This is a genomic window from Rhodococcus sp. MurmanLake-1 (assembly GCF_056945715.1).
The window spans coordinates 70,764-95,943 of the sequence record NZ_JBWZNF010000013.1; the positions used below are offsets into that span (position 1 = coordinate 70,764).

At 63.1% G+C, this 25,180-nt stretch carries 27 protein-coding genes; 9 read left to right on the forward strand and 18 right to left on the reverse strand.

What is annotated here, in order from left to right; all coding sequences use genetic code 11:
* Positions 1-306 precede the first annotated feature (306 nt).
* Both AC2ETI_RS26860 and AC2ETI_RS26865 read left to right on the forward strand, forming a co-directional pair.
* Positions 307-669 (forward strand): RNHCP domain-containing protein, encoded by a 363-nt coding sequence (locus AC2ETI_RS26860; protein WP_020906849.1) that lies wholly within the window; start codon positions 307-309, stop codon positions 667-669.
* A gap of 15 nt (positions 670-684) precedes the next feature.
* Complete coding sequence (locus AC2ETI_RS26865) at positions 685-1,104, forward strand: RNHCP domain-containing protein (RefSeq protein ID WP_070385004.1); 420 nt, start codon at positions 685-687, stop codon at positions 1,102-1,104.
* On the opposite strand, the gene AC2ETI_RS26870 is transcribed toward AC2ETI_RS26865, so the two are convergent.
* The 4 genes from AC2ETI_RS26870 to mdo form a co-directional block, all read right to left on the reverse strand.
* Positions 1,093-1,440 (reverse strand): hypothetical protein, encoded by a 348-nt coding sequence (locus AC2ETI_RS26870; RefSeq protein ID WP_020968992.1) that lies wholly within the window; start codon positions 1,438-1,440, stop codon positions 1,093-1,095. The two genes, AC2ETI_RS26865 and AC2ETI_RS26870, sit on opposite strands and share 12 nt — an antisense overlap.
* Before the next feature lie 56 nt (positions 1,441-1,496).
* On the reverse strand, positions 1,497-3,020 hold the full coding sequence (madC, locus tag AC2ETI_RS26875; RefSeq protein WP_483634659.1) for a MadC family VWA domain-containing protein: 1,524 nt from the start codon (positions 3,018-3,020) through the stop codon (positions 1,497-1,499).
* A complete protein-coding gene (locus tag AC2ETI_RS26880) occupies positions 3,017-4,099 on the reverse strand; it encodes a MadB family AAA-type ATPase (RefSeq protein WP_070384956.1) in 1,083 nt (360 codons plus the stop codon). The genes madC and AC2ETI_RS26880 overlap by 4 nt, the downstream gene beginning before the upstream one ends.
* Positions 4,100-4,185: 86 nt before the next feature.
* Positions 4,186-5,460, reverse strand: coding sequence for an NDMA-dependent methanol dehydrogenase (gene mdo, locus AC2ETI_RS26885; protein WP_003942095.1), 1,275 nt, complete (start codon positions 5,458-5,460; stop codon positions 4,186-4,188).
* A gap of 361 nt (positions 5,461-5,821) precedes the next feature.
* Here mdo and AC2ETI_RS26890 point away from each other — a divergent pair, with 361 nt between their 5' ends.
* Positions 5,822-6,877: a ferredoxin--NADP reductase gene (locus tag AC2ETI_RS26890; protein ID WP_020906844.1), complete on the forward strand. Its 1,056-nt coding sequence runs from the start codon at positions 5,822-5,824 to the stop codon at positions 6,875-6,877.
* Here AC2ETI_RS26890 and AC2ETI_RS26895 read toward each other — a convergent pair.
* A complete protein-coding gene (locus AC2ETI_RS26895) occupies positions 6,849-8,168 on the reverse strand; it encodes a glycosyltransferase 87 family protein (protein ID WP_483634660.1) in 1,320 nt (439 codons plus the stop codon). The two genes, AC2ETI_RS26890 and AC2ETI_RS26895, sit on opposite strands and share 29 nt — an antisense overlap.
* A 38-nt stretch (positions 8,169-8,206) precedes the next feature.
* The gene (locus AC2ETI_RS26900) at positions 8,207-8,944 is read right to left on the reverse strand and encodes a DNA alkylation repair protein (protein WP_195791831.1); all 738 of its coding nucleotides are present in this window, start codon (positions 8,942-8,944) and stop codon (positions 8,207-8,209) included.
* A gap of 361 nt (positions 8,945-9,305) precedes the next feature.
* Here AC2ETI_RS26900 and AC2ETI_RS26905 point away from each other — a divergent pair, with 361 nt between their 5' ends.
* A complete protein-coding gene (locus AC2ETI_RS26905; protein WP_029254873.1) occupies positions 9,306-9,674 on the forward strand; it encodes an SPW repeat domain-containing protein in 369 nt (122 codons plus the stop codon).
* Between the two features lie 13 nt (positions 9,675-9,687).
* Here the strand turns inward: AC2ETI_RS26905 and AC2ETI_RS26910 are convergent, their stop codons facing one another.
* Positions 9,688-10,452, reverse strand: a complete 765-nt coding sequence (locus AC2ETI_RS26910) for a glutamate racemase (protein WP_019744277.1) — start codon at positions 10,450-10,452, stop codon at positions 9,688-9,690.
* Between the two features lie 42 nt (positions 10,453-10,494).
* The gene (locus AC2ETI_RS26915; protein ID WP_029254871.1) at positions 10,495-11,673 is read right to left on the reverse strand and encodes an NAD(P)/FAD-dependent oxidoreductase; all 1,179 of its coding nucleotides are present in this window, start codon (positions 11,671-11,673) and stop codon (positions 10,495-10,497) included.
* A 183-nt stretch (positions 11,674-11,856) separates the two neighbouring features.
* On the opposite strand from AC2ETI_RS26915, the gene AC2ETI_RS26920 reads away from it, so the two are divergent.
* Genes AC2ETI_RS26920 through AC2ETI_RS26940 form a run of 5 tightly spaced genes read left to right on the forward strand, consistent with a single transcriptional unit; the run spans position 11,857 to position 14,400 of the window.
* Entirely contained in the window at positions 11,857-12,324 is a 468-nt protein-coding gene (locus AC2ETI_RS26920) for an Asp23/Gls24 family envelope stress response protein (protein ID WP_003941912.1), read from the forward strand.
* Positions 12,321-12,698: a hypothetical protein gene (locus AC2ETI_RS26925; RefSeq protein ID WP_020968986.1), complete on the forward strand. Its 378-nt coding sequence runs from the start codon at positions 12,321-12,323 to the stop codon at positions 12,696-12,698. Before AC2ETI_RS26920 ends, AC2ETI_RS26925 begins: the two co-directional genes overlap by 4 nt.
* A gap of 1 nt (position 12,699) precedes the next feature.
* On the forward strand, positions 12,700-12,879 hold the full coding sequence (locus AC2ETI_RS26930; RefSeq protein ID WP_003942043.1) for a hypothetical protein: 180 nt from the start codon (positions 12,700-12,702) through the stop codon (positions 12,877-12,879).
* The gene (locus AC2ETI_RS26935) at positions 12,866-13,840 is read left to right on the forward strand and encodes a DUF6286 domain-containing Asp23/Gls24 family envelope stress response protein (RefSeq protein WP_019744281.1); all 975 of its coding nucleotides are present in this window, start codon (positions 12,866-12,868) and stop codon (positions 13,838-13,840) included. The genes AC2ETI_RS26930 and AC2ETI_RS26935 overlap by 14 nt, the downstream gene beginning before the upstream one ends.
* Positions 13,837-14,400: a hypothetical protein gene (locus tag AC2ETI_RS26940; protein WP_019744282.1), complete on the forward strand. Its 564-nt coding sequence runs from the start codon at positions 13,837-13,839 to the stop codon at positions 14,398-14,400. Before AC2ETI_RS26935 ends, AC2ETI_RS26940 begins: the two co-directional genes overlap by 4 nt.
* Positions 14,401-14,518: 118 nt before the next feature.
* Here AC2ETI_RS26940 and tuf read toward each other — a convergent pair whose 3' ends face one another.
* The 10 genes from tuf to AC2ETI_RS26990 form a co-directional block, all read right to left on the reverse strand.
* Positions 14,519-15,709, reverse strand: a complete 1,191-nt coding sequence (gene tuf / locus AC2ETI_RS26945) for an elongation factor Tu (RefSeq protein ID WP_019744283.1) — start codon at positions 15,707-15,709, stop codon at positions 14,519-14,521.
* A 125-nt stretch (positions 15,710-15,834) separates the two neighbouring features.
* A complete protein-coding gene (gene fusA / locus AC2ETI_RS26950) occupies positions 15,835-17,937 on the reverse strand; it encodes an elongation factor G (protein WP_003942073.1) in 2,103 nt (700 codons plus the stop codon).
* A gap of 201 nt (positions 17,938-18,138) precedes the next feature.
* On the reverse strand, positions 18,139-18,609 hold the full coding sequence (rpsG, locus tag AC2ETI_RS26955; RefSeq protein ID WP_003941856.1) for a 30S ribosomal protein S7: 471 nt from the start codon (positions 18,607-18,609) through the stop codon (positions 18,139-18,141).
* Positions 18,609-18,983 (reverse strand): 30S ribosomal protein S12, encoded by a 375-nt coding sequence (rpsL, locus tag AC2ETI_RS26960; protein ID WP_003941908.1) that lies wholly within the window; start codon positions 18,981-18,983, stop codon positions 18,609-18,611. Before rpsL ends, rpsG begins: the two co-directional genes overlap by 1 nt.
* Before the next feature lie 409 nt (positions 18,984-19,392).
* The gene (locus AC2ETI_RS26965; RefSeq protein ID WP_483634661.1) at positions 19,393-19,938 is read right to left on the reverse strand and encodes a DUF3558 domain-containing protein; all 546 of its coding nucleotides are present in this window, start codon (positions 19,936-19,938) and stop codon (positions 19,393-19,395) included.
* Positions 19,935-20,483: a DUF3558 domain-containing protein gene (locus AC2ETI_RS26970; RefSeq protein WP_020906837.1), complete on the reverse strand. Its 549-nt coding sequence runs from the start codon at positions 20,481-20,483 to the stop codon at positions 19,935-19,937. The genes AC2ETI_RS26965 and AC2ETI_RS26970 overlap by 4 nt, the downstream gene beginning before the upstream one ends.
* An 83-nt stretch (positions 20,484-20,566) precedes the next feature.
* Positions 20,567-21,178: a TetR/AcrR family transcriptional regulator gene (locus AC2ETI_RS26975; RefSeq protein ID WP_019744287.1), complete on the reverse strand. Its 612-nt coding sequence runs from the start codon at positions 21,176-21,178 to the stop codon at positions 20,567-20,569.
* A gap of 42 nt (positions 21,179-21,220) precedes the next feature.
* Entirely contained in the window at positions 21,221-22,006 is a 786-nt protein-coding gene (locus AC2ETI_RS26980) for an enoyl-CoA hydratase family protein (protein ID WP_020906835.1), read from the reverse strand.
* 24 nt (positions 22,007-22,030) lie between these two features.
* Positions 22,031-23,191, reverse strand: a complete 1,161-nt coding sequence (locus AC2ETI_RS26985) for an acyl-CoA dehydrogenase family protein (RefSeq protein ID WP_029536739.1) — start codon at positions 23,189-23,191, stop codon at positions 22,031-22,033.
* A complete protein-coding gene (locus AC2ETI_RS26990) occupies positions 23,191-25,176 on the reverse strand; it encodes an acetyl/propionyl/methylcrotonyl-CoA carboxylase subunit alpha (RefSeq protein WP_483634662.1) in 1,986 nt (661 codons plus the stop codon). Before AC2ETI_RS26990 ends, AC2ETI_RS26985 begins: the two co-directional genes overlap by 1 nt.
* Positions 25,177-25,180 lie beyond the last annotated feature (4 nt).

The window sequence follows — 25,180 nt, forward strand, 5'->3', positions numbered from 1 at the left end:
CGGACAGCAGTCGGGGCACACCCACCGAAGGAGAGGCGCTTACCTACCCGTTCGGGCAGGTAGTCGTCGCCGGAAAATAGATGGCGCGGCAATCAGGTCCCGTTGTACTTTCGGTTCTGGCCAGAGCGGCCCGTAGTACCGATCCAGAAGGTGTTTATGACCCAGCCCGCGCCGAGCGCGCCTCTCGCCCCTGCACTGCCGGCAACCTCGAGAGTCACTTGCTGATCCCCGAAACGACGGACTGACAGCCGCGAGGCCACTCGGCCTGCTCCTACCTGCTTTGTTCACTCAGCTAGGAGTTCTCCAGTGCCTCAATCACACAATTCCATCTCGAAAACCGACACCTTCTCGTGCATTCAGTGCGGACTCACCGTCATGACGTACGACCCCGATGGTGATCGCCGAAACCACTGCCCCAGTTGCCTGCATTCCCGACACCTGTTCGACCAGGTGGAAGGTGGACCGTCGGACTGCGGAATGCGGATGGCCCCCATTTCGATCGCGGTGCTGCGAAGCGGCGATTGGATGATCATCCACCGCTGCGCACAGTGCCTCGAACTCACCTCCAACCCCGTCAGCCGTGACGACAACCAGTTGTTGTTGATGAGGATGGCGGTGCGGCCGCTCGCACAACCACCCTTCCCGCTCGAAGCCTTCGGCGACTTGTGAGGGGTGAGAAAGCAGATGCCACGTAGGAATCCCAGCACCCGCGCGCGGCGGGCACCGCAACGGACCAAGCACGTATTGCACGGAATCGGCGGCGAACAAGGATCGAGCTTCCGTTGTCTCACATGCCGTTTGGACATTTCCACTGCGGCCCCGGGTACCGCACATCGGAACCATTGCCCGAACTGTCTGGCCAGCCGCCACGTGGATGGTCGTGTTCCGGGTGACCGGGCACAACAGTGCAGAGGTGCCATGGCGGCGCTGTGCCTGTCGGTCCGGCAAGACGGTGAGTGGATGCTCGTTCACCAGTGCGTCGAATGCAATACGTTGAAAGTCAACAGGATCGCCGGCGACGACAACGCCTTGGTCTTGCTGCGGTTGGCGCTACGCCCGTTGGCGGATCCTCGACTGGGCTCGCGCGCGTTGCTAGCGCTCTGATCGATCGTCCGGCGTAATCGCGCGGTCCTGCGCGCGATTACGCCGGACGAACACCACGAACACGATCCCGGCAAGCAAGCCGACCGCCGTCGGTCCGAGGACCAGTCCCGAATACAGCCACGGAGCAGGTTCTGCCGGAAAGAGGTCCATGAATATGGGTCCGGTGTATGTCGGCTCGGCAAACGGCTCCCGATAGGACCCGCCGGTGAGAATGTGAGGTGATGCCAACGAGTTCCACCACCACTGAAACACGCCGAGCGCCACCAGCCCACACACGGCGCCGAGCACTGTCAGCGCCGCGATCGGCCGCCAGATCGATCCCCTGATTTCGGACATGAGATCAAACTAGTTCACGACGGATCGCGCAGTGACATCGGTGAAGTGCAGTGACATCAGCGAAGTGCGTGCCCCAGTTCAGCGGCCTTTGCCATCAGTTGCGCGGCATCTCGGGCAACAACAACCTCGTCGCAGATCTCCGAATACTCCGGCATCGCGCACGATGCCTGGTTCCAGTAACGCTGAGGTTCAGGCGTGATCCAGGCCAGACGATGAACCTTTCGGCGGAGTTCCTCGAGCTTGTCCACCTGTGGGGGCAACCCGTTGCACCGACCGTCGCCCACGATGATGACGGACGTCCGTGAGTTCAAGCTGTTTCCGTGCTCGTCCAACAATTCTGTGAGCACTCGACCGTAATCGCTGCTGGCTTCCAGATCCAGACCCGGGTGCGCAAGTACCGCAGCCAGTGCGCCGTCACCGCTACTGGCGAGAAGGGTGTCGGTCACGTCGACCGGACGATCGACGAATGCGAGGACTTCACAACGATCTGCCCGGCGATGCATTGCCTGAGCCAACCGCAGAGTGAACGCGGTGATCGGGCGCACGGACAGCGACACGTCTGCGATGAGAAGTAGTCGAACACGATCGGGGCGAGGAGCTTTCACGACCAGATGGAAGGGAATTCCGTCGGTGCGCAGACTCGAACGCACCGTGCGTCGCATGTCGAGATGCCCACGAGAGCGCTCACGGGGCCGCGGTCTGGACGGTCCTCTCATCCGCCGAAGCACCTCGTGGCACGCGAGTTCGATGTCGTTGTGCGTTGCGCCCGCAACAGATTCGCTGTCGGGCGCATCGGGAGCGCTTTCGGCGAGTGCAGCGGCCGAGAGTGCTTGCACGAACGCTTCGACCGCCTCGACGAGCCGGTTCAGTTGCGCCTGCGTCAGCGGCCCGTCGTCGGAGACGTCCGCATACGCTTTGCTCGGGTCGTATGCATCCAGCCAGGCGAGGATCGACGTCGGATCGTCCCAGGACAACGAACCGATCACTGCTGCAGCAACACTGGTGCTCAGGTCGCCGACCACTGCCGACGCGGCACGGTCCACGTCGACCGTGTAGCTGACTCCCCGTCGACCTGTCTCCGAACCGGTATCCACCGACAGTTCCGCATCGCTGGACGTCATCGACACATCGTCGTCGTCCTTGTGCGGGTTGAACCCCTTCTCCGCTTCCGGAGTGTCGAAGTAGTCGCCGACCTCCGCCGCGCGCTCGTTGTACTCGGCATACCGGCCTACTTCTTGATCCTCGTCGATCCCCAGTGCGGTGGGCAGACCGTCCGCCACCTCGGCGCGCGAAGCCATCCGCTCGGCGTGCGCTTTACCTGCGGCCGGCCGGAACAGCGCGTCGAACGCCCGATCGAAACCGGCCTGTTCGTGAGAATACTTGGCGCACACAGCCCGAAGACATGCTCGCAACGTCTCACGATCCGAAGCGCCGACCATCGCGAGTACACGCCGAACCTCGATGACCTCGGCCGGTGACGCGGAAACTCCGGCTGCCCTCAGCAATCGGCCGAAACTCGCGGACACCACGTCGAGAACAAACGACGGTTGCCACACGGCGAGGCCACCGAGCGTCGTCATCTCGTCGAACGGATTCCGCTGCCGCCGCGGATTCCCTGTTGATGGGGGTCACGTCCACCGGTCCCCCGGAACACGGCCGTCGTCGTGTTGGCGGGTTTGCTTGCCACCGTGGATCGCTCGATCGGCTCGCCACCGTCACGCGACGGTGATTCGAGACGCTTTCCGTCGAATCGTTCCTTGGCCAGCGTCACATCTGACGAGTACTTGAGCAACGCCGTGAGCAGGATGTCGCGCACCTTGGCGTCGGAAGCGGTGTCGAATCCGCTGGCGGCGAGCACTGTTGCCGCTCTGGCCGCGTCGATGACCTCCGAGATGGACGGGCTCTTGCGCAGCGGGAGATCACGCAAGATGCGAGCCAATTCGACAACTTCGGTGGCCGTAGCCTCATCCACCTCCGGCGCTCGGGCCGTGACGATCTCGCGTTCACGCTCCGACGTCGGATAGCCGAGATGGTAATGCAGACAACGACGCTTGAGCGCGGGTGAGAGCTCGCGGGTGTCGTTGGACGTCAGGATGACCCAGGGCTGCGAGCGGGCAACGAACGTACCGACCTCGGGAATGGTGATCTGCTGTTCGGCGAGAATCTCGAGGAGCAGTGCTTCCATCGATTCCTCGGTGCGGTCCACCTCGTCGACCAGAAGCACTACCGGATCGGGTGAGAGGATCGCTTCGAGCAGCGGCCGCACGGACAGGAAGTTCTCGGAGTACAACCCGAAATCCTGATCGGCCAGAAACTTGGATGCTTCGGCGACGCTGTCGAATTCGGAAACCTGATCACTGATCCGGTCGCGAAGCATCTGCACGTGCAGGAGTTGCTTCGCGTAGTCCCATTCGTACAGGGCTCGATTGTCGTCCAGCCCTTCGTAACACTGCAATCGCACCAGTTTGCGGCCCCCGATCGCAGCCAGAGACTTCGCCAGTTCCGTCTTACCGACACCGGCCGGCCCTTCGAGCAGGAGCGGACGCCCCAGCGCCGTCGCCAGATGAACGACTACCGCGAACTCGTCATCGGCAATGTAGTCCTGCTCTCGCAGAGCATCTTTCACTTCGATTCCGCTGGAGAAACTGCGACCGGACATGGAATACCTTTCGATAGGGGCACAGCCCCTGTGCGCGCTCGAGGAGTCTCTGGACTCCTTAAGCGCGCACGGGGCCGGAGGCCCTGCTAGAAGTACGACTTGTTGATCGCGTGATCGACAACCGGGATCATCGACTCCACGGTGACCTCACGGGGGTTACCCGGGGTGCACCAGTCGTCCTGAATGTGCTCGGAGATGGCGCGCACCGTCTTCTCGTCACCCTTGATGACATCACCACGACCCTCGTACTTCTTGGTGTTCATCTGGTTCTTCGCGTACGAGTCTGTGCGAACCTGCCCGAAGTTGTCGGGGATACCGACGTCCTTGGCCAGACGGATGGCAGCCTCGACGGCAGCATCCGCGGCCTGAACCGTGGTGAGGTTGCGAGTGTCGACACCGAGTGCGCCGGCCAACTGGGCGTAGCGCTCGTAGCGCGAAGGCAGGTTGTACTCCCACACACGCGGCAACGCGATGGCGTTGTTCAAACCGTGGTGGCTGTCGAAGAATGCACTGACCGCGTGCGAGATCGAGTGAACGATGCCGAGGCCACCGGAGTTGAAGGCCTGTCCGGCAATATACTGCGCGTTCATCATTCCCTCGCGCGCCTTTAGGTTACGCGGCTCGAAGACGGCCTCGCGCAGGTTCTTCGCGACCAACTCGACCGAGTAGATCGCGTTACCGAGCGAAGGCGCGAAATCGAGACGAGAAACGAAAGGCTCACTGCCGTGCGCGAGTACGTCGAAGCCGCAGTACGCGGTGAAATGCTGAGGGCAGGTGTAGTAGAGCAGCGGATCGTCGATCGCCAACGTGACGATGGTCGCCTCGTCGAAGCCCACCCACTTGTGCGGGTTGTTCATGTCCGAGGTGTCAGTGATGACGTATGCCCACGACGTCTCGGAACCCGTTCCAGCCGTGGTGGATACGGCGATGTGCGGCGGGTTCTCCTTGTTGGTGGACTTGGCGAAGCCCTCGAACTCGTTGATGTTGCGACCGTCGTGTGCGATCACGACGCGAGCACCCTTGGCGGCGTCGTGGCTCGAACCACCGCCGATCGAGATGATCGAGTCGCACTTCTCCTTCTGATAGAGAGCCGCGGCCTCCATGACGTTGTAGTCCTTGGGATTCGACTCGACCTTGTCGTAGAGCACGACCTCGACACCCTGGTACTCGATCTTGCCGACGAGTTCCTCGATGATGCCCGAACCACGCAGACCGGTCGTCATCAGAAGGGTGCGCTTGAAGCCGAGATTCTTGGCCTCCACACCGATGATGTCGTGAGCGCCCACACCCATCAGGGCGCGCGGGAAGGGGTGGAACTCCTTGATCGGAAAGTCCCAGATCTGGTTGAGCTCGATAGCCATCGGTATCTCCTCATGGATGTGCACGAATGTGACTGCGGGAGGGATTCGAGCCGATTCTTTGTGACCGGCGTCTCACCTGGTTCCCACTGTGTACCGACAAACACCCCGTGCACAGACTTCGGCAGCTCAACCGCCCGGACGCCGCCCGCGAACCGCCCGTTCGGGCAGGTCGTCGCCACCCCGGACCGCCAGGAAGGCCGGATCCGACTGCCGTGGTTCCCGCTGATCGGGAACGTGTTGCTCGGCGACTACGATCCCCAGTAGCTTTTCATCACTGCTAACATTGAACTAGAACACGTTCTAGATGTTGCACTTCACTGACCTGCGCTTTACCCAGCTTCACGAGAGGACTAGCTTCGCGATGACGACAGTCGAGGTACCGCACAGCTCGCGATCGGCGGTACTCACCGTGTCCGGAGTCATCGAAGAGACTTCCGACGCCCGGTCGCTGGTGTTCGAAATTCCCGCAGAACTGAAGGACAAGTTCGACTACAAGCCAGGTCAATTCCTGACCCTGCGCATCCCGAGTGATCAGACCGGCTCGGTCGCACGCTGCTACTCCCTGGCCAGTTCACCCTTCACCGACGACGCCCCCAAGGTGACCGTCAAGCGAACTGTCGACGGCTACGGCTCCAACTGGCTGTGCGACAAGCTCCAGGTCGGCGACACCATCGAAGTGCTGCCGCCGTCAGGTGTCTTCACGCCCAAGTCGCTCGATCACGACTTCCTGCTCTTCGGTGCAGGCAGCGGAATCACTCCGGTGATCTCGATCCTCAAGTCCGCCCTCACGCAGGGCAGCGGCAACGTCGTGCTGATCTACGCGAATCGCGACGAGAAGTCCGTCATCTTCGGCGCCGAACTTCGCGAGCTGGCAGCGCAACACCCCGGCCGCCTCACCGTGGTCCACTGGATCGAAACCGTGCAGGGACTCCCCGCCGTCTCACAGTTGGCGACACTGGCCAAGCCATTTGTCGCGTACGAGGCCTTCATGTGCGGTCCAGGCCCCTTCATGGACGCCGTCCACAAGGCACTGGCAGAAGCGGGCATGCCCCGCACGCAGGTTCACGCCGAGGTCTTCAATTCACTCGCCGGCGACCCGTTCCGTGACGTCGAGGTAGCCGAAGTCTCCGACGAGGAAGCTGCCGACGCCGCAACCGTCGAGGTCGAACTGGACGGTGAAACCCACACCCTCGTCTGGCCGCGCAAGCAGACGCTCGTCGACATCATGCTCGCCAAGGGTCTCGACGTTCCGTACTCCTGCCAGGAAGGTGAGTGCGGGTCGTGTGCCTGCACCGTCACCGAAGGCGAAGTTCAGATGGACAACTCCGAAATCCTCGACGCCGAGGACGTGGCGAACGGCTACATCCTCGGTTGCCAGGCGAAGCCGATCACCGATCGCCTGAAGATCGAGTTCTGAACCCTGCTTCGATGCATGACGGCCCCTGATTCCCTGCGGAATCGGGGGCTTTGTCATCTTCTGAGCCATCATCCGCGCCATCTTCCGAGTCCCGCCCCGTAATCCACTCCGGCGCCGTTGTGGGCAACCGCCACAGCGCAAGAATCAGCACCAGGGTCACGATCAGGAAGCCCTCACGAAGGACCAAACCCAGAGGAAGCAGCAGCGGCGACGTCTCGATGAACTGCTGCCCCATACTCGGCCCGCAATAGACGACGGCCAACCCCACAGCGGCCGCACCGAACTGCAGCGGCGATCGAAGCCGAAAGAGAACCGTGACGGCAGCAGGCACGAGATACACCCAGTGATGAATCCAGCTGATCGGCGAAAGGATCGGCGCACTCAATCCGATCACCAACGCCGCATCGACCCCACGACCGACGCGATATACATCTCGGGCGACCCAGAGCGCTACCGCCGCGCACAGCACGGTCAACGGCATCGCCAGAGACGCCGTCCATGTGCCCAGTGCCGCAAGTCCGCCCTGCAGTGAACTGTTACCGGCACTCGCGATCGCCTGCCCGCTCAAGTCCACCCGGTCACTGAGGTTCCAGACGACGTCCGACCAGAAGGTCCAGCTGACGGCCGGGTCCACCATTGCTGCGACGGCGGTCGCCGCGGCAAATCCGATCGAACTCCAGATCGCGAGTCGCCACTGCTTCGTGACGACGAAGTAGACGATGAACAGCGCCGGCGTCAGCTTGATCGCGGCTGCGACGCCGATCAAAAGTCCTCGTGGAAACCACCGGCCGAATTTCGAATCGCCTCTGCGGGTCACGTCGAGCAGTACGAGCACCATCAGCACCAGGTTCACCTGGCCGAAGGAGATGTGCGCGCTGACGATGGGTGTCACCGACACGGCCAGGACCAATGCCGCCATGACGAGCGGCCGCTTGGGGACGCGAGCGGGAGTGAACTTGGCGACTGTCCACACCACCGCCGCGATGCACAACGCCGACCACAGCAGATATGCCGTCCACCAGTCGAAGAGAACAGTCGGCCAGAGGAAGATCACCGCGAACGGGGTGTAGGTGAACGGCATGCCCTCGTCGACGATCAACGGGCCGACAAGGTTGCTCTCGTAGATGTTCGAGCCTGCGGCAAATGCCTGGACAGCGTAGCGGTAGACGAGAAAATCAACGGGTTCGACGGCTCGAACGGAGTACACGAGATAACACAGAGCTGCGACGCCGGCAGCGATCAGTGAACCGATCGTCACAATTCGAGACGCCTCGACACGGGTGGCGGGCATACCGAGAATCGTCCCACAACCTACCGAGCGGTACTTCGCTAGCGGGCCGCCCGGAAGTGCGCTCGCTCGTCTGCGGTCAGATGTTCGCACGCGTAGCTCAGCGCCGTGCGTCCCATGTCTGCTGCATTCTCAGTAAGGAAGCCGGTCAACAAATCCCGATCCACCCGCTTGCCCACCTCGCGGAGCATCCAGCCCATCGCTTTCTGGGTCAGGTCTCGTCGATCACCCAGCACCTGCGCGGCAAGCTCGAGCGTGGTCGACGCGTCGCCGCGAGTGATGAATCCGTACGTCGTCAGCAGCGCCACCCGTCGTCGCCACAGGTCACCCGAATCGGAAAGCTCGAAGATCAGCCGGCGATCTCGGTCGTACAGCCAGCCGCCGAGGATCTGTCCGGCGGACGAATCCACTAGATCCCAATTGTTGACCCGCCCGTCCTCGACAGCGGTCAGATAGAAACCTGCGATGCGAGCGCGGCCCTCGCCGTCGAAAAATTTTGGGCGACTGACTTTTTCGAATTGAGCGACCAGGATCAGCAGCCCGGCCAATCGGTGCTCGTGAACGTCACTGTCGAGAAGGAGACGTATCTGAGGCAACGCGAGTCCGACGTGCTTCTTCACCACCGATCGCGTCTTCGGTACTCGCACGCCGATGAATACGTCACCCTCGCCGTACTCCCCCGGCGCTGTCTTGAAGAACCGCTGCAAGTGGACGGCATCTGCGGGATCCGCGAGGTCGGCCAACTGCTCGATCACGTCCTGGGCACTCGATTGCGTCACCCCAGAACCTTCTCACGGGTCGTCTGTGCGGACTCTTCGATTCTCTCAGCGTCCTCACACCGTCTGCCCTGCTCGGCCACAGGTCGGCAGACGACACTGGAGGACAGTCAGTGAAAGGACCACCCATGATCACCGCCGCTATCGCATTCACCACTCTCACCCTCATGGCACTCTCGGGACATATCGCGGCAAGCGCGCCGCGCGGGCTCGTGGCCATCCGGACGAATGGTCACAAATCTTGATATTCGAGCCTCCGCATCGCCTCTAACTGCAACGCGAATGCAATTGGCGGAGAGTTGATCTCGATCTTCCGCGGGCGTGTACTACAGGTGGACACACTCTCGTCTTTGGAGGTCTCGTCATGAAGTCGTGGAATCGAATGCAAGATGCCGTCGCGGTGGTTCTCGGCGTCTTTGCGGCTCTCTCGCCGATGTGGCTCGACACCACCGATCGGGCAATGTGGTCACTCGTCGTCCTGGGTGTCCTGGTTGCACTGTCGGGTCTGGCGCACATGGCACGTCCGGACATGACCATGGCGGATTACGCGATGGGTGTTTTCGGCGTCTTGATGTTCATTTCACCCTGGGTGATGAACTTCGACGCTCTGCGCGGTGCGTCGTGGACGGCCTGGGTTGTCGGGGTTCTGACCGTTGTGGTCGCGGTGAGTGCGATGCCGGTGATGAGTGCGCGGATGCATCACGGGGGTCACGGCGGCGTAGCCGCCCATTGACAGAGCGGCTGGATCAGGCTTTGATCGCGCCCAACAACCGCCCGGCGTCGAAGGCTTCGGCGCTGGGCGGTAGTGCGCCCGGACGACCGCTCACGAACACCTCGACGGTTCCCGATCCTTCGCCCGCGGCACCGAGCCCGTCGATCCGCCGCAGAGTCTGTCGTGCAACGGCTTCGGCGCTGTCGAAGAGTGTGACGCCGGCGGGTAACCGTGCTGCGATCTCGTCGGCGAGCAGTGGGTAGTGGGTGCACCCGAGGACAACGCCGCTGACGTCGTCCGGCGTCCGGGCAACCGCGGAATCGATGGCAGCAAGTGCGGCTGCGCGATCACCGAGATCTATCGAATCGGCCAGGCCGTGGCACGGCACTCCGACGACCTTGGCGCCGTTGCCGAACTGCTCGATCAGATCGGCTTGGTACCGGCTGGCCGTCGTCGCGGCTGTAGCCCAGATCGCCACTGAATCGCACGCGGCAGCGGCGGGTTTGATCGCGGGCACCGTTCCGATGACCGGTACTTCCGGCCCGACCAGTTCTCGCACGTGTGGCAGCGCGGTGACGCTGGCGGTATTGCATGGAAGAACGATGACCTGAGCCCCACGATCGAGGCTCCGCCGCACCGCACCGAGTACCCGGTCGACGACCCACGGCTCAGGCTTGGGGCCCCAGGGGGCGCCGTCCGGATCCAGGGAGAGCACCAGATCGAGATCCGGGCGCAGGCGTCTGAGCCACGCAGAGGTAGGGAGCAGGCCCAGTCCCGAGTCGATGAGTGCAACGATCACCGCACAAATCTATCGCCTCGGAACCGGTCCTGCCTCATCCGTTCAGGCCGGTGTGGACTCCAACACGTCAGAGATGGGCGTGCCGGCTGCGATCTTGGCGCGCATCTTCATCACCGCTCCCGCGCTACCTCCGCCGACGACAGCTGCCAGCACACCGTCGCGCTCGTAGTAGGCGACGAACTTTCGGCCGTCGTCCTTGACGATGTGAACGGTGTCCGTGGGTGCGACGGTCCCCAACGCCTGGATCTTGACGTCGTACTGATCGCTCCAGAAGTAGGGAACCTGCGCCGGAGCATCGGGATCACCCGTTCCGGTGAGCGCTCCCGCCAGGATCTTGGCCTGGTCGCCCGCATTGGTCCAGTGCTCGACGCGCTTACGTCGATCACCGATCTGCCAGGACGCGACGTCGCCGACGGCCCAGACGTGTTCGGTACTGGTGCGGCCGACGCCGTCGCAGAGCACTCCGTTGTCGAGTTCGATTCCCGAACCGTCGAGCCATCCCGTGACCGGCACCGAACCGACTCCGATCGCCACCACGTCGACCGGGATCTCCGAACCGTCGCTCAAGGTCGCAGTGGCAACCGCTCCGTCGCCGGACAACGAGGTCAAGCCGGTGCCGACGCGGACATCGACGCCCTCGTTCCGATGCAGACGTTCGACGAGGGCGCCAACGGTGGGGCCGAGCACCGACGCCAGCGGTGTCGGCTGAGGCTCGAGCAACACGACGTCGACGCCGTGAGACTTCATGCTGGCGGCCAGTTCGCAGCCGATGAAGCCGGCCCCGACGATCAGCGCACGCTTGCCGGGAGCCAGCTCGGCGCGAAGGGCCAGCGCCTCCTCGATGGAGCGCAGAACGTGCACTCCGGACAGCTCCGGAAGGCCGGCAATGCGACGCGGAGTCAGTCCGGTCGCGATGACCAACTCGTCGTAGTCGAGGGTGGATCCGTCCGCGAACGCCACCGACTTTGCGGCAGTGTCCACCGAGGTCGCGGGCGAACCGAGCTTGAGATCCACCTTGTTCTCGACGTAGAACTCTGCCGGACGCAGCGTCGTCTCGTCCTTGTCGCCGCGGATCACTTCCTTCGACAGCGGCGGCCGGTCGTAGGGCAGATGTGTTTCCCCACCGGCGAGCGTCAATTCACCCTCGAAGCCTGCTCGTCGCAGTTCCTCGACGGTCCGCAGCCCCGACAACCCCGCACCCACGATCACTATCCGTGCCACCACGTACCACCTGTCCGACCCACGTCACTAGCAGCGCTCACTATGAACGCCGTCACTATTTGCCCCCGACTCTGCCATACCAAATGCCGGAGTAGGTGTGGTGCATCCCGCATGGCCACCTACCAGTCACTACAGTTGGAGGTACTTCAGACGCACGCACTGACACATGAGCAGGGAGCCCCCATGACCAGCGATTCCAGTGAAAAGAACAGCGTCCGATTCGGCGCCGACGGTGGCGCGGAACTAGTCAGCACCCAGGGCAAGACGATCATCGCCGACGCCGTGGTCGCCAAGATCGCCGGTATCGCGACCCGCGAGATCAACGGCGTGTACGACGTCGGTGGGGGCACCGCGCGCGCGGTGGGGGCACTTCGCGACCGTATTCCGGGCGCCCGCGTCAACCATGCCCAGGGCGTCGCGGTGGAAGTGGGCGAGAAACAAGCCGCCATCGACATCGGCATTGTCGCCGAATACGGCGTCGCACTCCACGAATTGGCGGTAGGTATCCGCCGAAACGTCATTGCCGCAGTCGAAAGCATGACGGGTCTCGAGGTCACCGAGGTCAACATCACCGTCTTCGACGTCATGCTCTTCGAGGATGCAGAGAGCGGCGGCAGTACCGATCCGGAAGCCAAGCCGAGGGTTCAGTGAGTACCGCCGACGCCGGCCGCGAGATCGACGCGGCCGAGATCGTCGCCGACGCAGTTCTTGCGATCCCGGAAGTGGCAGATCTGCACGGCGGGCAATTCGGTGAGGTGGGAACCTACCTCCCCGGACGTCGAGTCACCGGCGTCGTCGTCGACGAAAACTCTTGTGCGGTACACATTTCCGTTCACTATCCGGCCGACGTTCGCGGCGTCGCCGAACGCGTCCGAGCGGTGGTGGCACGGTTGGTCGACGTACCGGTGAACGTGACCGTCGGAGACTTGTCGACAGCGGGATATCCACCCGAAAATTCCGAAGATGCAGTCACCGAGCTTTCCACCGTCACCGAGATCGCACCGAACATTCGAGAAGGGAACTGACATGAACAGCACTACCGTCGGACTGCTGGTCGGTCTGCTCCTCGCGCTCGCCGGAATCATGGGCGGATTCAGCGGATTCGTCTTCGCCGTCCTGCTCGGCGCCGCCGGTATGGCGATCGGAGCACACCGCGACGGACATCTCGATCTCGGCGCGATCCTCCGAAGCCGTGGCCGTGGCTGAGCCGACCACTCCGAACGCGGCAGACGATCCCGGCCTACGAGGTTCACTGGTCATCAAGGACCGGGCGATGGCCAAGATAGCCACTGCCGCAGCGGTGAACGTCCCGGGGGTGGTCCGCCAGTCCGGTGGCTTGACCCGCCTGACCGGGCGCGACCTTCCGCGAGCCGACATCTCGATGGGCAGCGACGCCGTGGCCATCAATCTGTTCCTCGCTGTGTCCTGGCCATGTTCGGTCACCGAACTGACCGGTCGCGTGCGGGCAGAAGTCGGACGCAGCGTCGAGTCGCTGACCGGCCTGCCCCTCCACGACATGAACGTCATGATCGCGGCAACCGAGGGTTCTGACGAATCCTGTGTTTCCGGCGTCGAAATCGCGGAAGGCCCCGCACAGGAGGCACTCTCGGATCCGATTCCACCCCGAGTTCCCTCCGCGAACCCCGCCGCCGCGGTGTCAGCCGTCGTCATCGCGTGCGGTCTACTCGCACTCGCTTTCGTGGTCTCGCGCGAATGGTTCATCAACCGCGGAACCTTCGATTCGGCGCCCTGGATCCGAAACTCCGTGGAGTGGACGTCGCGTCTGCACTGGCAACCGTGGCTGCTTCCGGTGGCCATCGCTGCCGTCGTCGCGGGCGTTGTCCTGATCATGTCCGCCCTCAAACGCCGGGCGAAAACCCATGTGCCGTTGGGTAACCCGAGCGCATCGACGGTATGGATGCGGCCGACGGACATTGCACGTCTGTGCAGTAGCCACGCAGCGGTCGTTCCCGGCGTCGACTCGGCCCACACCAGCGTCGACCGCAAACACATCAAGGTCCACATCGAATCCACCGGCGGCGATCGAACCGAACTGGCCGCGGCCGTCGACGCGGCAGTTCGGCCTCATCTCGCGATACTCCAGCAGCCACTGCAGCTTTCGGTAGTCGTGAGAGAAACGCCAGTACGACGAAAGGACGCCTCGTGAACCGCTGGATCTCCGCGGTCGATCGGACCATCGTCCTCATCGTCGGAATCGCACTCCTCGCGGCGGGCGCATACGCCATCGCGTGGGACGCGGGTGCCTCACTGATCAGGACCTGGGTGTCACGACTCGATCGTGAGGTCCTCTTCGGTCTTCCGGAGGAGCCTTGGTGGCACTGGGTGCTGTCGGGCACCTTCATCCTCTGCGTCTTCGCCGGTTTCGGGCTGTTGTACCTGAACCTTCGTCGACGCCGAACGAGCGCAGTCACATTGCGGCACAACGAGTCCGGCACAGACGTCAGTGTGGATCTGGGACCGGTCGCCGACGGCGTAGCGGCAGAACTCGCCCAGCTGAGCGGCGTGCGCAGCACCAGAAGCAAAGCGACGATCGATCGCGGACTGCCAACGCTGTCGATTGTCGTCACCGCAGACCCGGCGATCGATGTCGTCGGCTTCACCACTTCGGCCGAACACATCGCCCGTGCAACCAGGCGAAGCCTCGACGGCTCACCTGTCGCGGTACAGGTTCTGTTGCATCTCGACCGGGTAGAAGCCTCCAAGTAGAAGCACCCCGAACAACCGATCGCAGACCACCTGGCCATAGACACAGAAAAGGCGCTCACTCCCCGAAGGGAATGAGCGCCTTTCCTAGTGCTGTGAATCAGCTAGCGAGACAAGAGTCTCACTTGATGATCTTGGCAACCTTGCCGGCGCCGACCGTACGGCCGCCTTCGCGAATTGCGAAGCGCAGGCCCTCGTCCATGGCGACAGGCTGGATGAGCTTGACGGACATCTCGGTGTTGTCACCGGGCATGACCATCTCGGTGCCCTCAGGCAGCGTCACGACGCCCGTAACGTCCGTGGTACGGAAGTAGAACTGCGGGCGGTAGTTGTTGAAGAACGGGGTGTGGCGGCCGCCCTCGTCCTTCGACAGGATGTATGCCTGGCCCTCGAACTCCGTGTGGGGAGTCGTGGTGCCCGGCTTGACGACAACCTGTCCACGCTCGACATCTTCGCGCTTGATGCCACGAACGAGCAGTCCGACGTTGTCGCCGGCCTGGCCCGAGTCGAGCAGCTTGCGGAACATCTCGATACCCGTGACGGTGGTCTTGGTGGAGGTCTCCTTGATGCCGACGATCTCCACCTCCTCGTTCACGTTGACCGAGCCACGCTCGATACGACCGGTGACAACCGTGCCACGGCCGGTGATCGTGAAGACATCCTCGACGGGCATGAGGAAGGGCTTGTCCGTCTCGCGGACCGGGTCCGGGATGGACTCGTCGACTGCAGCCATCAGGTCGAGGATGGACTGCGTCCACTTCGGGTCACCCTCGAGTGCCTTGAGTGCCGAGATCGGAATGACGGGGGCTTCCTCGTCGAATTCCTGAGCGGCCAGCAGTTCGCGGACCTCCATCTCGACGAGCTCGAGGATCTCGTCATCGTCAACCATGTCGGCCTTGTTCAGGGCGACGAGGATGTAAGGAACGCCAACCTGGCGAGCGAGCAGGACATGCTCGCGCGTCTGGGGCATCGGGCCGTCGGTAGCTGCGACGACGAGGATAGCGCCATCCATCTGAGCTGCGCCGGTGATCATGTTCTTGATGTAGTCGGCGTGACCCGGTGCATCGACGTGCGCGTAGTGGCGCTTTTCCGTCTGGTACTCAACATGCGAGATGTTGATCGTGATGCCACGAGCCTTTTCCTCGGGAGCCTTGTCGATCTGATCGAAGGCCGAAGCCTCGTTCAGGTCGGGGAATGCATCCGCGAGAACCTTGGTGATGGCCGCCGTCGTCGTGGTCTTGCCGTGGTCGACGTGACCAATGGTGCCGATGTTCACGTGCGGCTTCGTCCGCTCGAACTTCGCCTTCGCCACTTTGTGTCCTCCTGGACTGTTGTTGCTTGCCGTATGCAGCAGTGCGGTTGGTTGTTACTTGGTCGTGCTTCGTGCCGGAAGCAACCGAGGTCACTTGCCGGCGCGGGCTGGGGAGCTCGCTGTGCTTACTCGCCCGTCGCCTTGGCGATGATTTCCTTCGAGACGTTCGCGGGAACCTCTGCGTAGGAATCGAACACCATGGAGAAGTTCGCACGGCCCTGGGTCTTCGACCGCAGGTCACCGATGTAACCGAACATCTCCGAGAGCGGAACCAGCGCCTTCACGACACGGGCACCACTGCGTTCCTCCATGGCCTGGATCTGGCCACGGCGGGAGTTGAGGTCGCCGATCACGTCGCCCATGTACTCCTCGGGCGTTGTGACCTCGACAGCCATGAGCGGCTCGAGAATGACGGGGCCGGCCTTGCGGGCGGCTTCCTTCAGTGCCTGCGAACCGGCAACCTTGAACGCCATTTCCGAGGAGTCGACGTCGTGGTAAGCACCATCGAGCAGCGACAGCTTCAGGTTCACGAGCGGGTAGCCGGCGAGAACACCGTACTGCATCGCGTCCTGCGCACCAGCATCCACGGAGGGGATGTACTCGCGCGGGATACGTCCGCCGGAGACCTTGTTCTCGAACTCGTAGGTAGCACCGTCTTCGCCCACGAAAGGCTCCAGAGCGATGATGACCTTTGCGAACTGGCCCGAGCCACCCGTCTGCTTCTTGTGGGTGTAGTCGTGCTTCTCGACCTTCTTGGTGATGGTCTCGCGGTACGCAACCTGCGGCTTACCGACGTTCGCCTCGACCTTGAACTCGCGACGCATGCGGTCGACGAGGATGTCGAGGTGGAGCTCGCCCATACCGCCGATGACGGTCTGACCGGTCTCTTCGTCGAGTTCGACCGAGAAGGTCGGATCCTCTTCGGCGAGCTTCTGGATCGCGACGCCCAGCTTTTCCTGGTCGGACTTGGTCTTGGGCTCGATGGAGACCTGGATGACCGGCGCGGGGAACGACATCGACTCGAGGACGATGGGGCTCGCCTGATCGCACAAGGTGTCACCGGTGGTGGTGTCCTTGAGGCCGATCATTGCGTAGATGTGGCCGGCTACGGCCTCGTCTACCGGGTTCTCCTTGTTGGCGTGCATCTGGAAGAGCTTTCCGATGCGCTCCTTCTTGCCCTTGGTTGCGTTGAGCACCTGAGCGCCCGGATCGATACGACCCGAGTACACGCGGACGAAGGTCAGCTTGCCGAAGAACGGGTGAGCAGCGATCTTGAAGGCGAGAGCCGAGAACGGCTCTTCCTTGCTCGGCTTGCGAGTGATCTCTACTTCTTCGTCACCGAGCTTGTGGCCGACGACCTCGCCGATGTCCAGCGGGTTCGGCAGGTAATCGATGACTGCGTCGAGCATGGGCTGAACGCCCTTGTTCTTGAACGCGGAGCCACAGATGACCGGGTACAGCTCGGAAGCGACCGTCATCTTGCGGATGGCGCCCTTGATTTCCTCGACCGTGAGCTCTTCGCCGCCGAAGTACTTCTCCATGAGAGCTTCGTCGGACTCGGCAACGGTTTCGAGCAGCTTCTCGCGGTACTCTGCAGCCTTCTCGACGAGGTCCGCGGGGATCTCTTCGATGGTCGGCAGTGCACCGGTCGGAACTACGCCGCGCCAGGTGATGGCACGCATCTCGACCAGGTCGACGACGCCGTCGAAGTCGTCCTCAGCGCCGATGGGCAGCTGGAGAACGAGCGGCTTCGCGCCGAGACGGTCGATGATGGTCTGGACTGTGAAGTAGAAGTCCGCGCCCATCTTGTCCATCTTGTTGACGAAGCAGATGCGCGGAACGTCGTACTTGGCAGCCTGACGCCAAACCTGCTCGGACTGCGGCTCGACACCTTCCTTACCGTCGAAGACAGCAACTGCGCCGTCGAGCACGCGCAGCGACCGCTCCACCTCGACCGTGAAGTCGACGTGGCCGGGGGTGTCGATGATGTTGATCTGGTTGTTGTTCCAGAAGCAAGTCACGGCGGCAGACGTGATCGTGATGCCGCGTTCCTTCTCCTGCTCCATCCAGTCCGTCGTCGACGCACCGTCGTGCGTCTCACCGATCTTGTAATTGACACCGGTGTAGAACAGGATGCGCTCGGTGGTGGTGGTCTTGCCGGCATCGATGTGCGCCATGATGCCGATGTTGCGGACCTTGTTCAGGTCAGTCAGCACTTCCTGTGCCACAGGTTTCTTCCCCGCTCGTTGCTTGGTTTTCGGGTGTCGGCCGTATCCGGTGTGTTCCACCGTCAAGGCCATGGTCTTTCAATTATGTCTCTGCCGAGGCGAACCTGGCCACCTGCGTCCGGAAACCGGCGAGATGATCAGGTCGCCAACGGCGACAAGCGTCGGAGCCCCACCCGATGGCAGTTGCTCCGACGCTTTACATCACCAGCGGTAGTGGGCGAATGCCTTGTTGGCTTCGGCCATCTTGTGAGTGTCTTCGCGACGCTTCACAGCTGCACCGAGGCCATTGCTGGCATCGAGGAGCTCGTTGGCGAGACGCTCGACCATGGTCTTCTCACGACGTGCACGCGAGAAGGTGACCAGCCAGCGCAGTGCCAGCGTGGTGGAACGACCGGGACGAACCTCGACCGGCACCTGGTAGGTAGCGCCACCGACGCGGCGGCTACGAACCTCGAGTGCAGGCTTGACGTTGTCCAGGGCGCGCTTGAGAGTGACGACCGGATCGGTGCCGGTCTTCTCGCGTGCCTGCTCGAGAGCCTGGTACACGATTCGCTCTGCGGTGGACTTCTTGCCGTCCAGCAGGATCTTGTTGACGAGCTGCGTCACCAACGGGGAACCGTAAACCGGGTCGTTGATGAGCGGGCGCTTCGGAGCGGGGCCCTTACGTGGCATTAGCTCTTCTCCTTCTTGGCGCCGTAGCGGCTGCGTGCCTGCTTGCGACCCTTGACACCCTGGGTGTCCAGGGAGCCGCGGATGATCTTGTAACGGACACCCGGGAGGTCCTTCACACGACCGCCACGGACGAGCACCATGGAGTGCTCCTGAAGGTTGTGACCTTCACCGGGGATGTACGCGGTGACCTCGACCGAAGTCGTGAGGCGAACACGTGCGACCTTACGGAGCGCGGAGTTCGGCTTCTTGGGGGTGGTGGTGTACACGCGAGTGCACACGCCACGACGCTGCGGGCTGCCCTTGAGGGCTGCCGTCTTGACCTTGGCGGTCTTGTCGCGGCGACCCTTGCGGACCAGCTGGTTGATGGTTGGCATTTACCGGCTTTCTTGTGACGAACAGACTGCTCGAGCGAACTCGGGCCGTTCGAAAACGTGGCTGTTCTGAAATTAGGGATCTAGCAGTTGGAGCAAGAGAGCTGCTGCTCCTCACCCACCTCAGAGTCTGTACTCAGCACTTTCATGCCGCGCACTGCCCCCGAGGTCGGGCGTGTCGCATACCCCCACACAGGCAGCCGGATGCTCGTTCATCAGCAGTTTCTGCTCGAACGCGCGCACGGCAATACCTAGCTAGGCACACAGATCGGCCCGGGCATGCCGGACACGACCCATAACGATACCTGTCGGCGCGCCACGAGGTCAAAGCGAGGCCACGGTGATAGTGACCTCACGCTCTGACCAGACACTCTGGCTGCAAACTCAGACCACGCAGCCGGACCGGTCACGATCAGATGCTGCGGTTCAACGTCAACGCGCCGAGCTTTGCCGCAGCCTCGCACGGATCCGCGCCGCCCTGCGGCTCGGTGACCCACCAACCGAACACTCCCCCGGCCGGTGCGCTCGCGCTCACGCCGCAGCTCTGCGGCTCGGCCGGCTGGCGAACCTCGTAACCGCCACTGCCGTTGATGTCGATTTTCGCCACCACGTATCCCAGATGTTCGAATGCAGCGCGCTCGTGATCGAGGGTGCCCGTCTCGAACCAGTTGAAGGTGATCTTGATCGGACCCGCGGCCCCGATGCCGTCCCAACGGCAGATGGCACCGAAGAACCCACGCCCGACGGCGTCGGCACCCACCGCGCCGGCGATCTGCTCGTCGGTGACGGCCTCGCATTCTTGGAGGACGTTGGCGAATTCCTGGCTGTCACTACCGCCGTAGCTGCCCTCCGCACGGGGAGCCCCGGTAACCACCGAGCCGCAGCCTGTCAGCAGAACCAGCGATCCAGCCAGGGCGAGCCCGATCCGTACGCGCTTCACGGCGCCCTCGAACTTCACTGTGCCCTCGAAACTGTTTTTTCCATCAGATCCCGCGCCACCGTGCATGGATCCGCGGTCGGTGGCAGCAAACCGTAGGTGATCGACCAGTGCACGAAGTCTCCGCCGAACGCGATACCCAACTCGCACAACGAACCTGCCGTGGACGCGATGAAGCCTTGATGACCGCCGATCGTGATGTCGTCGGCAGGACGTCCGAGCAGGTCGGACCCCGCCCGTTCGCGGCCGATCGGGCTACCGCGGTACCAGGAGAAACTGACGCTCGGACCGCTCGAACCAGCGACCTCCCACTGGCAACCGACGCCGTTGCGCGTCGTCGTCGCAAAAGCGCCGAGGTTGAAGGCATTGACAACTTCTTCGTCGGTCACCGAGCCGCATTCGGCGAACATCGGACCGGGATCGGTGGGTGCGAGTGCCTGCGAACCCGCGCCGTCGCCCGGCTGATCGACGGCCCCGTCGTCGGAGCTGCAGCCGACCACCGCCGAAAGCACGGCAGCCGAGACCAATACCGAAGTCCCGATCGAAGTGAGGGTGCGTGCGGCCATGGAGCCGACTGTACTTCTCGGTGGCCCCCGACACACGCCACGTACGCACCTCGCTCATCGGTCGCCGCCACGCCGCTACCGATTCAGGGAGTTGGGACCGGTACCCGAACCAGCGTGGAATCCAATTGCGCCGCCCATTGTTTGACCACCTCGGTGCGTCGACGCGAGTCGTCGGTCAAGACGTCTGCCAGCCCCAGCCCGCGGGCCAGGTCCAGGGTCGCCTGTACCAAACGGTGCGTCACCGGATCGGAGTCGTCGACACCCAGACTCTCGACGGCCATGCGGTGCGCGATGCGCCCGAACCGTTCCTCGAGGGGCAACACGCGGGCCCGCAGGTCGGGGTCGGAGGCAGCGGCCGTCCACACCTGCAGTGCTGCTTTGAACAGAGTTCCGGTGTAGTACTCGACCAACCGCGAAATGACCGCCTCGGTTCGTCCGGCACCCACCGGAAGGTCGGTCGATTCCTTTCGCGCCTGATCCATCCTGGCGTCGAACATCACCTCGAGCGCCGCCGTGATGAGGTCCTCGCGGGTCGGGAAGTGATGCTGCATCGCACCGCGGGACACCCCGGCACGCTGGGCGACGACGCTCATCGTCGTTGCGCTCCATCCGAGTTCGGCGAGACACTCCACAGTCACTTCGAGCAGGTGGGAGCGCGTGACTCGACTTCGGTCCTGCTTGGGTTCTCGAGTCATCGCGCCGCCATCCTTTCTACCGCTGTGTTCCAGTGCGCAGTTCTACTGCGCCCAGGCTGCTGGACGCTTCTGCAAGAAAGACATCATGCCCTCACGAGCCTCGTCAGAGGAAAACAGCCGGGCAGACTGCGCGATCATCTCCTCGCCGTCACGGTCGAATCCGGCCAGGACCGAACGCGTCGTGATCCACTTCGATTCGGCAAGTCCCTGCGGTGAACATTGGCGCAAGGTGCCGAGCAGTTCGGTGATCGACTCCCCCGTGTCCTGCGACGCGGCGGTGACGAGTCCGATGGATTCGGCCTCGTGCTGGCCGAACTTCTCTCCGGTGAGCAGGTAGCGGCTCGCAGATCGCTGGTCGAGCCTCGGTAGGACCGTGAGCGAAATGATGGACGCTGCCAAACCCAACCGTGATTCCGTCACCGCGAAGGTGCTCGCCGGTCCGGCGACGACGATGTCGCACGCCCCGACAAGACCCATACCCCCGGCTCGGACGTGACCGTCGATGCGCCCGATCACCGGCTTGGGAAGCTCGAGAATGCTGCGCAAGAGCGTCAGCATTCCCCGCCCTCGTTCTTTGACGGCCTCTTCCGGTGACGCGGACGATCCGGAAGCCTCGCTGAGATCGGCTCCCGCACAGAATGTTCCACCGGTGTGGGTGAGCACCACCGCTCGAACTGCCGGATCGGCGGCCGCTGACGTCAACCCGGCCTGTAATTCCGTGACCAACCGCGTCGAAATCGCGTTGCGGTTGTGGGGCGAGTCGAGAGTGATCGTGGCAGCACCGCCCGATACTTCGTACCGTACGTATGGCTTGTCCTGATCCGTCATGAGTCTCCTCTTCAGTAGGACCGTTTAGTACGACCGCGGCAGACCGAGAGAGTGCTGCGAGACGAAGTTGAGGATCATCTCGCGGCTCACCGGCGCGACGCGGGCGATACGAGCCGCGCCGAGCATGGCGGCCAACCCGTATTCCTTCGTCAGGCCTGCGCCGCCGTGCGTCTGGATCGCCTGATCGAGCGCCTTGATGCTGGCTTCGGCGGCGGCGTACTTTGCCATGTTCGCGGCTTCGGCAGCACCGAAATCGTCGCCGCTGTCGTAGAGCACCGCGGCCTTCTGCATCATCAGCTTGGCGAGCTCGAGTTCGATCTTCACCTGCGCGAGTGGATGCGAAATACCTTGGTGCGCACCGATCGGCGTCTTCCACACCGTGCGCTCGTTGGCGAACTTCACCGCAGCGTTCAGGGCGTAACGGCCCATGCCGATGGCCATCGACGCACCCAGGATGCGCTCGGGGTTGAGGCCGGCGAACAACTGCATCAGGGCGGCATCGGCTTCGCCGACCAGAGCGTCGGCCGGCAGCCGTACATCGTCGAGGAACAAGATGAACTGGTGGTCCGGCTCGATGATGTCCATCTCCATCTGCGTCTTCACGAATCCGGGAGAATCCGTGGGGACGATGAACAGAGCGGGCTTGAGCTTGCCGGTCTTGGAGTCCTCGGTGCGCGCGACGATGAGGACCGCGTCAGCCTGATCGACACCCGAGATGTAGATCTTGTTGCCGCTCAGGATCCAGTCGTCGCCATCCCTGCGTGCCGTCGTGGTGATCTGATGAGAGTTGGAACCAGCGTCGGCCTCGGTGATTCCGAACGCCATGATCTTGGAACCGTCGGCGAGGCTGGGTAGCCACTGCTGCTTCTGCTCCGCCGTGCCGTACTTGCCGATGATGGTGCCGCAGATGGCCGGGGATACGACAACCAGGAGCAGACCGGCACCCTGTGCCGCCAATTCCTCCTGCACCAGCGCGAGTTCGTAGATACCGGCACCGCCGCCGCCGTATTCCTCCGGCAGGTTGACGCCCAGGAATCCGAGTTTGCCCGCCTCGTTCCACAATTCGGTGAGCGGCTCACCCTTGCGCGCCTTGGGCAGCACGTAGTCGACGTAGTTGAAGCGCTCACCCAGTTTGGAAACGGATGCCCGCAGTTCCTTCTGCTCTTCGGTTTCGATGAAACTCATCATGCTTCCTCTTCTGTAGCGGGTTCTTCCACACGTGCGAGTACCGATCCGACTTCGACCTGCTGGCCGACGGCGACCGGAAGTTCTACCAGGACACCGGCAGTCGGCGCGGTGACGGTGTGTTCCATCTTCATGGCCTCTAGCCACAGAATCGGCTGGCCGGCAGTGACGGTGTCACCGAGTGCGGCACCGAGGCGGATAACCGATCCCGGCATCGGAGCGAGCAACGAACCGGCGGCGACTTCCGCCGACGGATCCACGAAGCGCGGTGCTGCCGTCAACGCGACCGGCCCCAGCGAGGAGTCGACAAAAATCTCACTCCCGTATGCCGCCACGTCAAACGAACGCTGTACTCCGCTCTGCTCGAGCACTACCCGGGCAGCAGTTGCCGATACCAGGCTCACGTCGTCGAAGCATTCTGCGTTCAACACGCCGCTTCGGCTCAGGGAGTAGCGGACGTCGTAGTCGCCCGACGCAGTGGAGTAGCTCTTGCTCTGCGGCTGCGACGGCAGGTTGCGCCACCCGCTGGGCAAGCGGCCGATGACACGCGCCGACGACCGGTTGTGCGCGGCATCGGCAAGTGCCGCCGCCAGCGCCGAAAGCCTTTCGGCGTCGGTGTCGGCCAGAGGCGTTGACAACTTCTCGAGGTCATGGGTCTCGAAGAACGCCGTATCGGTGTCCCCGGCAATGAAGGCCGGGTGAGCCAGGACATTGACGAGCAGGTCGCGGTTGGTCCGCAGACCGTGAATCCTGGTGCGCGCCAGCGTCGACGCGAGCAGCCGAGCAGCTGCGGTCCGCGTCGGCGCGTACGAGATGATCTTGGCCAACATCGGGTCGTAGTGGACGCCGACAACACTGCCGTCGACGACGCCGGAGTCGAGGCGAACGCCCTGCTCACGCAGAACACTGAATTCTTGCGGGTCACCGGGCAACTCGATGTGGTGAACGGTTCCACTCTGAGGCTGCCAGTTCTTGGCGGGGTCCTCGGCGTACAGTCGCACCTCGATCGAATGCCCCCGGATCTCCGGCTGTTCGTCCGGAAGTGCTTCACCTGAAGCGACCTGCAATTGCAGTTCCACCAGATCGAGTCCGGTGGTGCACTCGGTGACCGGATGCTCTACCTGCAAACGGGTGTTCATTTCCAGGAAGAAGAAGTCGCCTTTTTCGTCAGCCAGGAATTCAACGGTTCCTGCGCCTTCGTAACCGATGGCGTTGGCTGCGAGCCGCGAGGCGTCGAACAGCTTCTCGCGCATGGCGGGGATGCGTTGCACGAGCGGCGACGGTGCCTCTTCGACCACCTTCTGATGCCGACGCTGGATCGAGCACTCGCGCTCCCCCACCGCCCACACCCCACCGTGGCGGTCGGCCATGACCTGAACCTCGATGTGCCGACCGGTCTCGAGGTAGCGCTCGCAGAAGACAGTCGGGTCGCCGAAGGCGGACTGCGCCTCACGCCGCGCCGCTTCCAGTTCGCCTTGCAGCGAAGACAATTCACGAACGACACGCATTCCGCGTCCGCCGCCGCCCGCCGACGCCTTGATCAGCACTGGCAGATGAGCTTCGGTCACCGCAGCGGGATCGAGTTCGGACAGCACCGGAACTCCGGCGGCGTCCATGATCTTCTTGGACTCGACCTTCGACCCCATGAGCTCGATGGATTCGACGGGTGGGCCGATCCACGTCAGCCCCGCGTCGATGACGCTGCGCGCGAACTCCGCGTTCTCGGAGAGGAATCCGTATCCGGGGTGAATCGCGTCGGCGCCCGAAGCCTTCGCGGCGGCGATGATCAACTCGCCCCGCAGGTAGGTCTCGGCAGGCGTGTTACCCGGCAGGCGAACCGAAGCATCGGCTTCGGCGACGTGAGGGCTGTCGGCATCCGCGTCGGAAAATACCGCAACCGTGCCGATTCCGTTCTTCCGACAGGTTGCGAAGACACGGCGGGCGATTTCGCCACGATTGGCGACCAGTACTGAAGTGATTGTCACGGCG

Bases quoted from the DNA above. Each gene is read 5' to 3' on its own strand.
- AC2ETI_RS26865 (WP_070385004.1), top strand. From the start codon at position 685: ATGCCACGTAGGAATCCCAGCACCCGCGCGCGGCGGGCACCGCAACGG.
- AC2ETI_RS26870 (WP_020968992.1), bottom strand. From the start codon at position 1,440: ATGTCCGAAATCAGGGGATCGATCTGGCGGCCGATCGCGGCGCTGACA.
- madC (WP_483634659.1), bottom strand. From the start codon at position 3,020: ATGACGACGCTCGGTGGCCTCGCCGTGTGGCAACCGTCGTTTGTTCTC.
- AC2ETI_RS26880 (WP_070384956.1), bottom strand. From the start codon at position 4,099: ATGTCCGGTCGCAGTTTCTCCAGCGGAATCGAAGTGAAAGATGCTCTG.
- mdo (WP_003942095.1), bottom strand. From the start codon at position 5,460: ATGGCTATCGAGCTCAACCAGATCTGGGACTTTCCGATCAAGGAGTTC.
- AC2ETI_RS26890 (WP_020906844.1), top strand. From the start codon at position 5,822: ATGACGACAGTCGAGGTACCGCACAGCTCGCGATCGGCGGTACTCACC.
- AC2ETI_RS26895 (WP_483634660.1), bottom strand. From the start codon at position 8,168: ATGCCCGCCACCCGTGTCGAGGCGTCTCGAATTGTGACGATCGGTTCA.
- AC2ETI_RS26905 (WP_029254873.1), top strand. From the start codon at position 9,306: ATGAAGTCGTGGAATCGAATGCAAGATGCCGTCGCGGTGGTTCTCGGC.
- AC2ETI_RS26920 (WP_003941912.1), top strand. From the start codon at position 11,857: ATGACCAGCGATTCCAGTGAAAAGAACAGCGTCCGATTCGGCGCCGAC.
- AC2ETI_RS26930 (WP_003942043.1), top strand. From the start codon at position 12,700: ATGAACAGCACTACCGTCGGACTGCTGGTCGGTCTGCTCCTCGCGCTC.
- rpsG (WP_003941856.1), bottom strand. From the start codon at position 18,609: ATGCCACGTAAGGGCCCCGCTCCGAAGCGCCCGCTCATCAACGACCCG.
- rpsL (WP_003941908.1), bottom strand. From the start codon at position 18,983: ATGCCAACCATCAACCAGCTGGTCCGCAAGGGTCGCCGCGACAAGACC.
- AC2ETI_RS26970 (WP_020906837.1), bottom strand. From the start codon at position 20,483: ATGGCCGCACGCACCCTCACTTCGATCGGGACTTCGGTATTGGTCTCG.
- AC2ETI_RS26975 (WP_019744287.1), bottom strand. From the start codon at position 21,178: ATGACTCGAGAACCCAAGCAGGACCGAAGTCGAGTCACGCGCTCCCAC.
- AC2ETI_RS26980 (WP_020906835.1), bottom strand. From the start codon at position 22,006: ATGACGGATCAGGACAAGCCATACGTACGGTACGAAGTATCGGGCGGT.
- AC2ETI_RS26985 (WP_029536739.1), bottom strand. From the start codon at position 23,191: ATGAGTTTCATCGAAACCGAAGAGCAGAAGGAACTGCGGGCATCCGTT.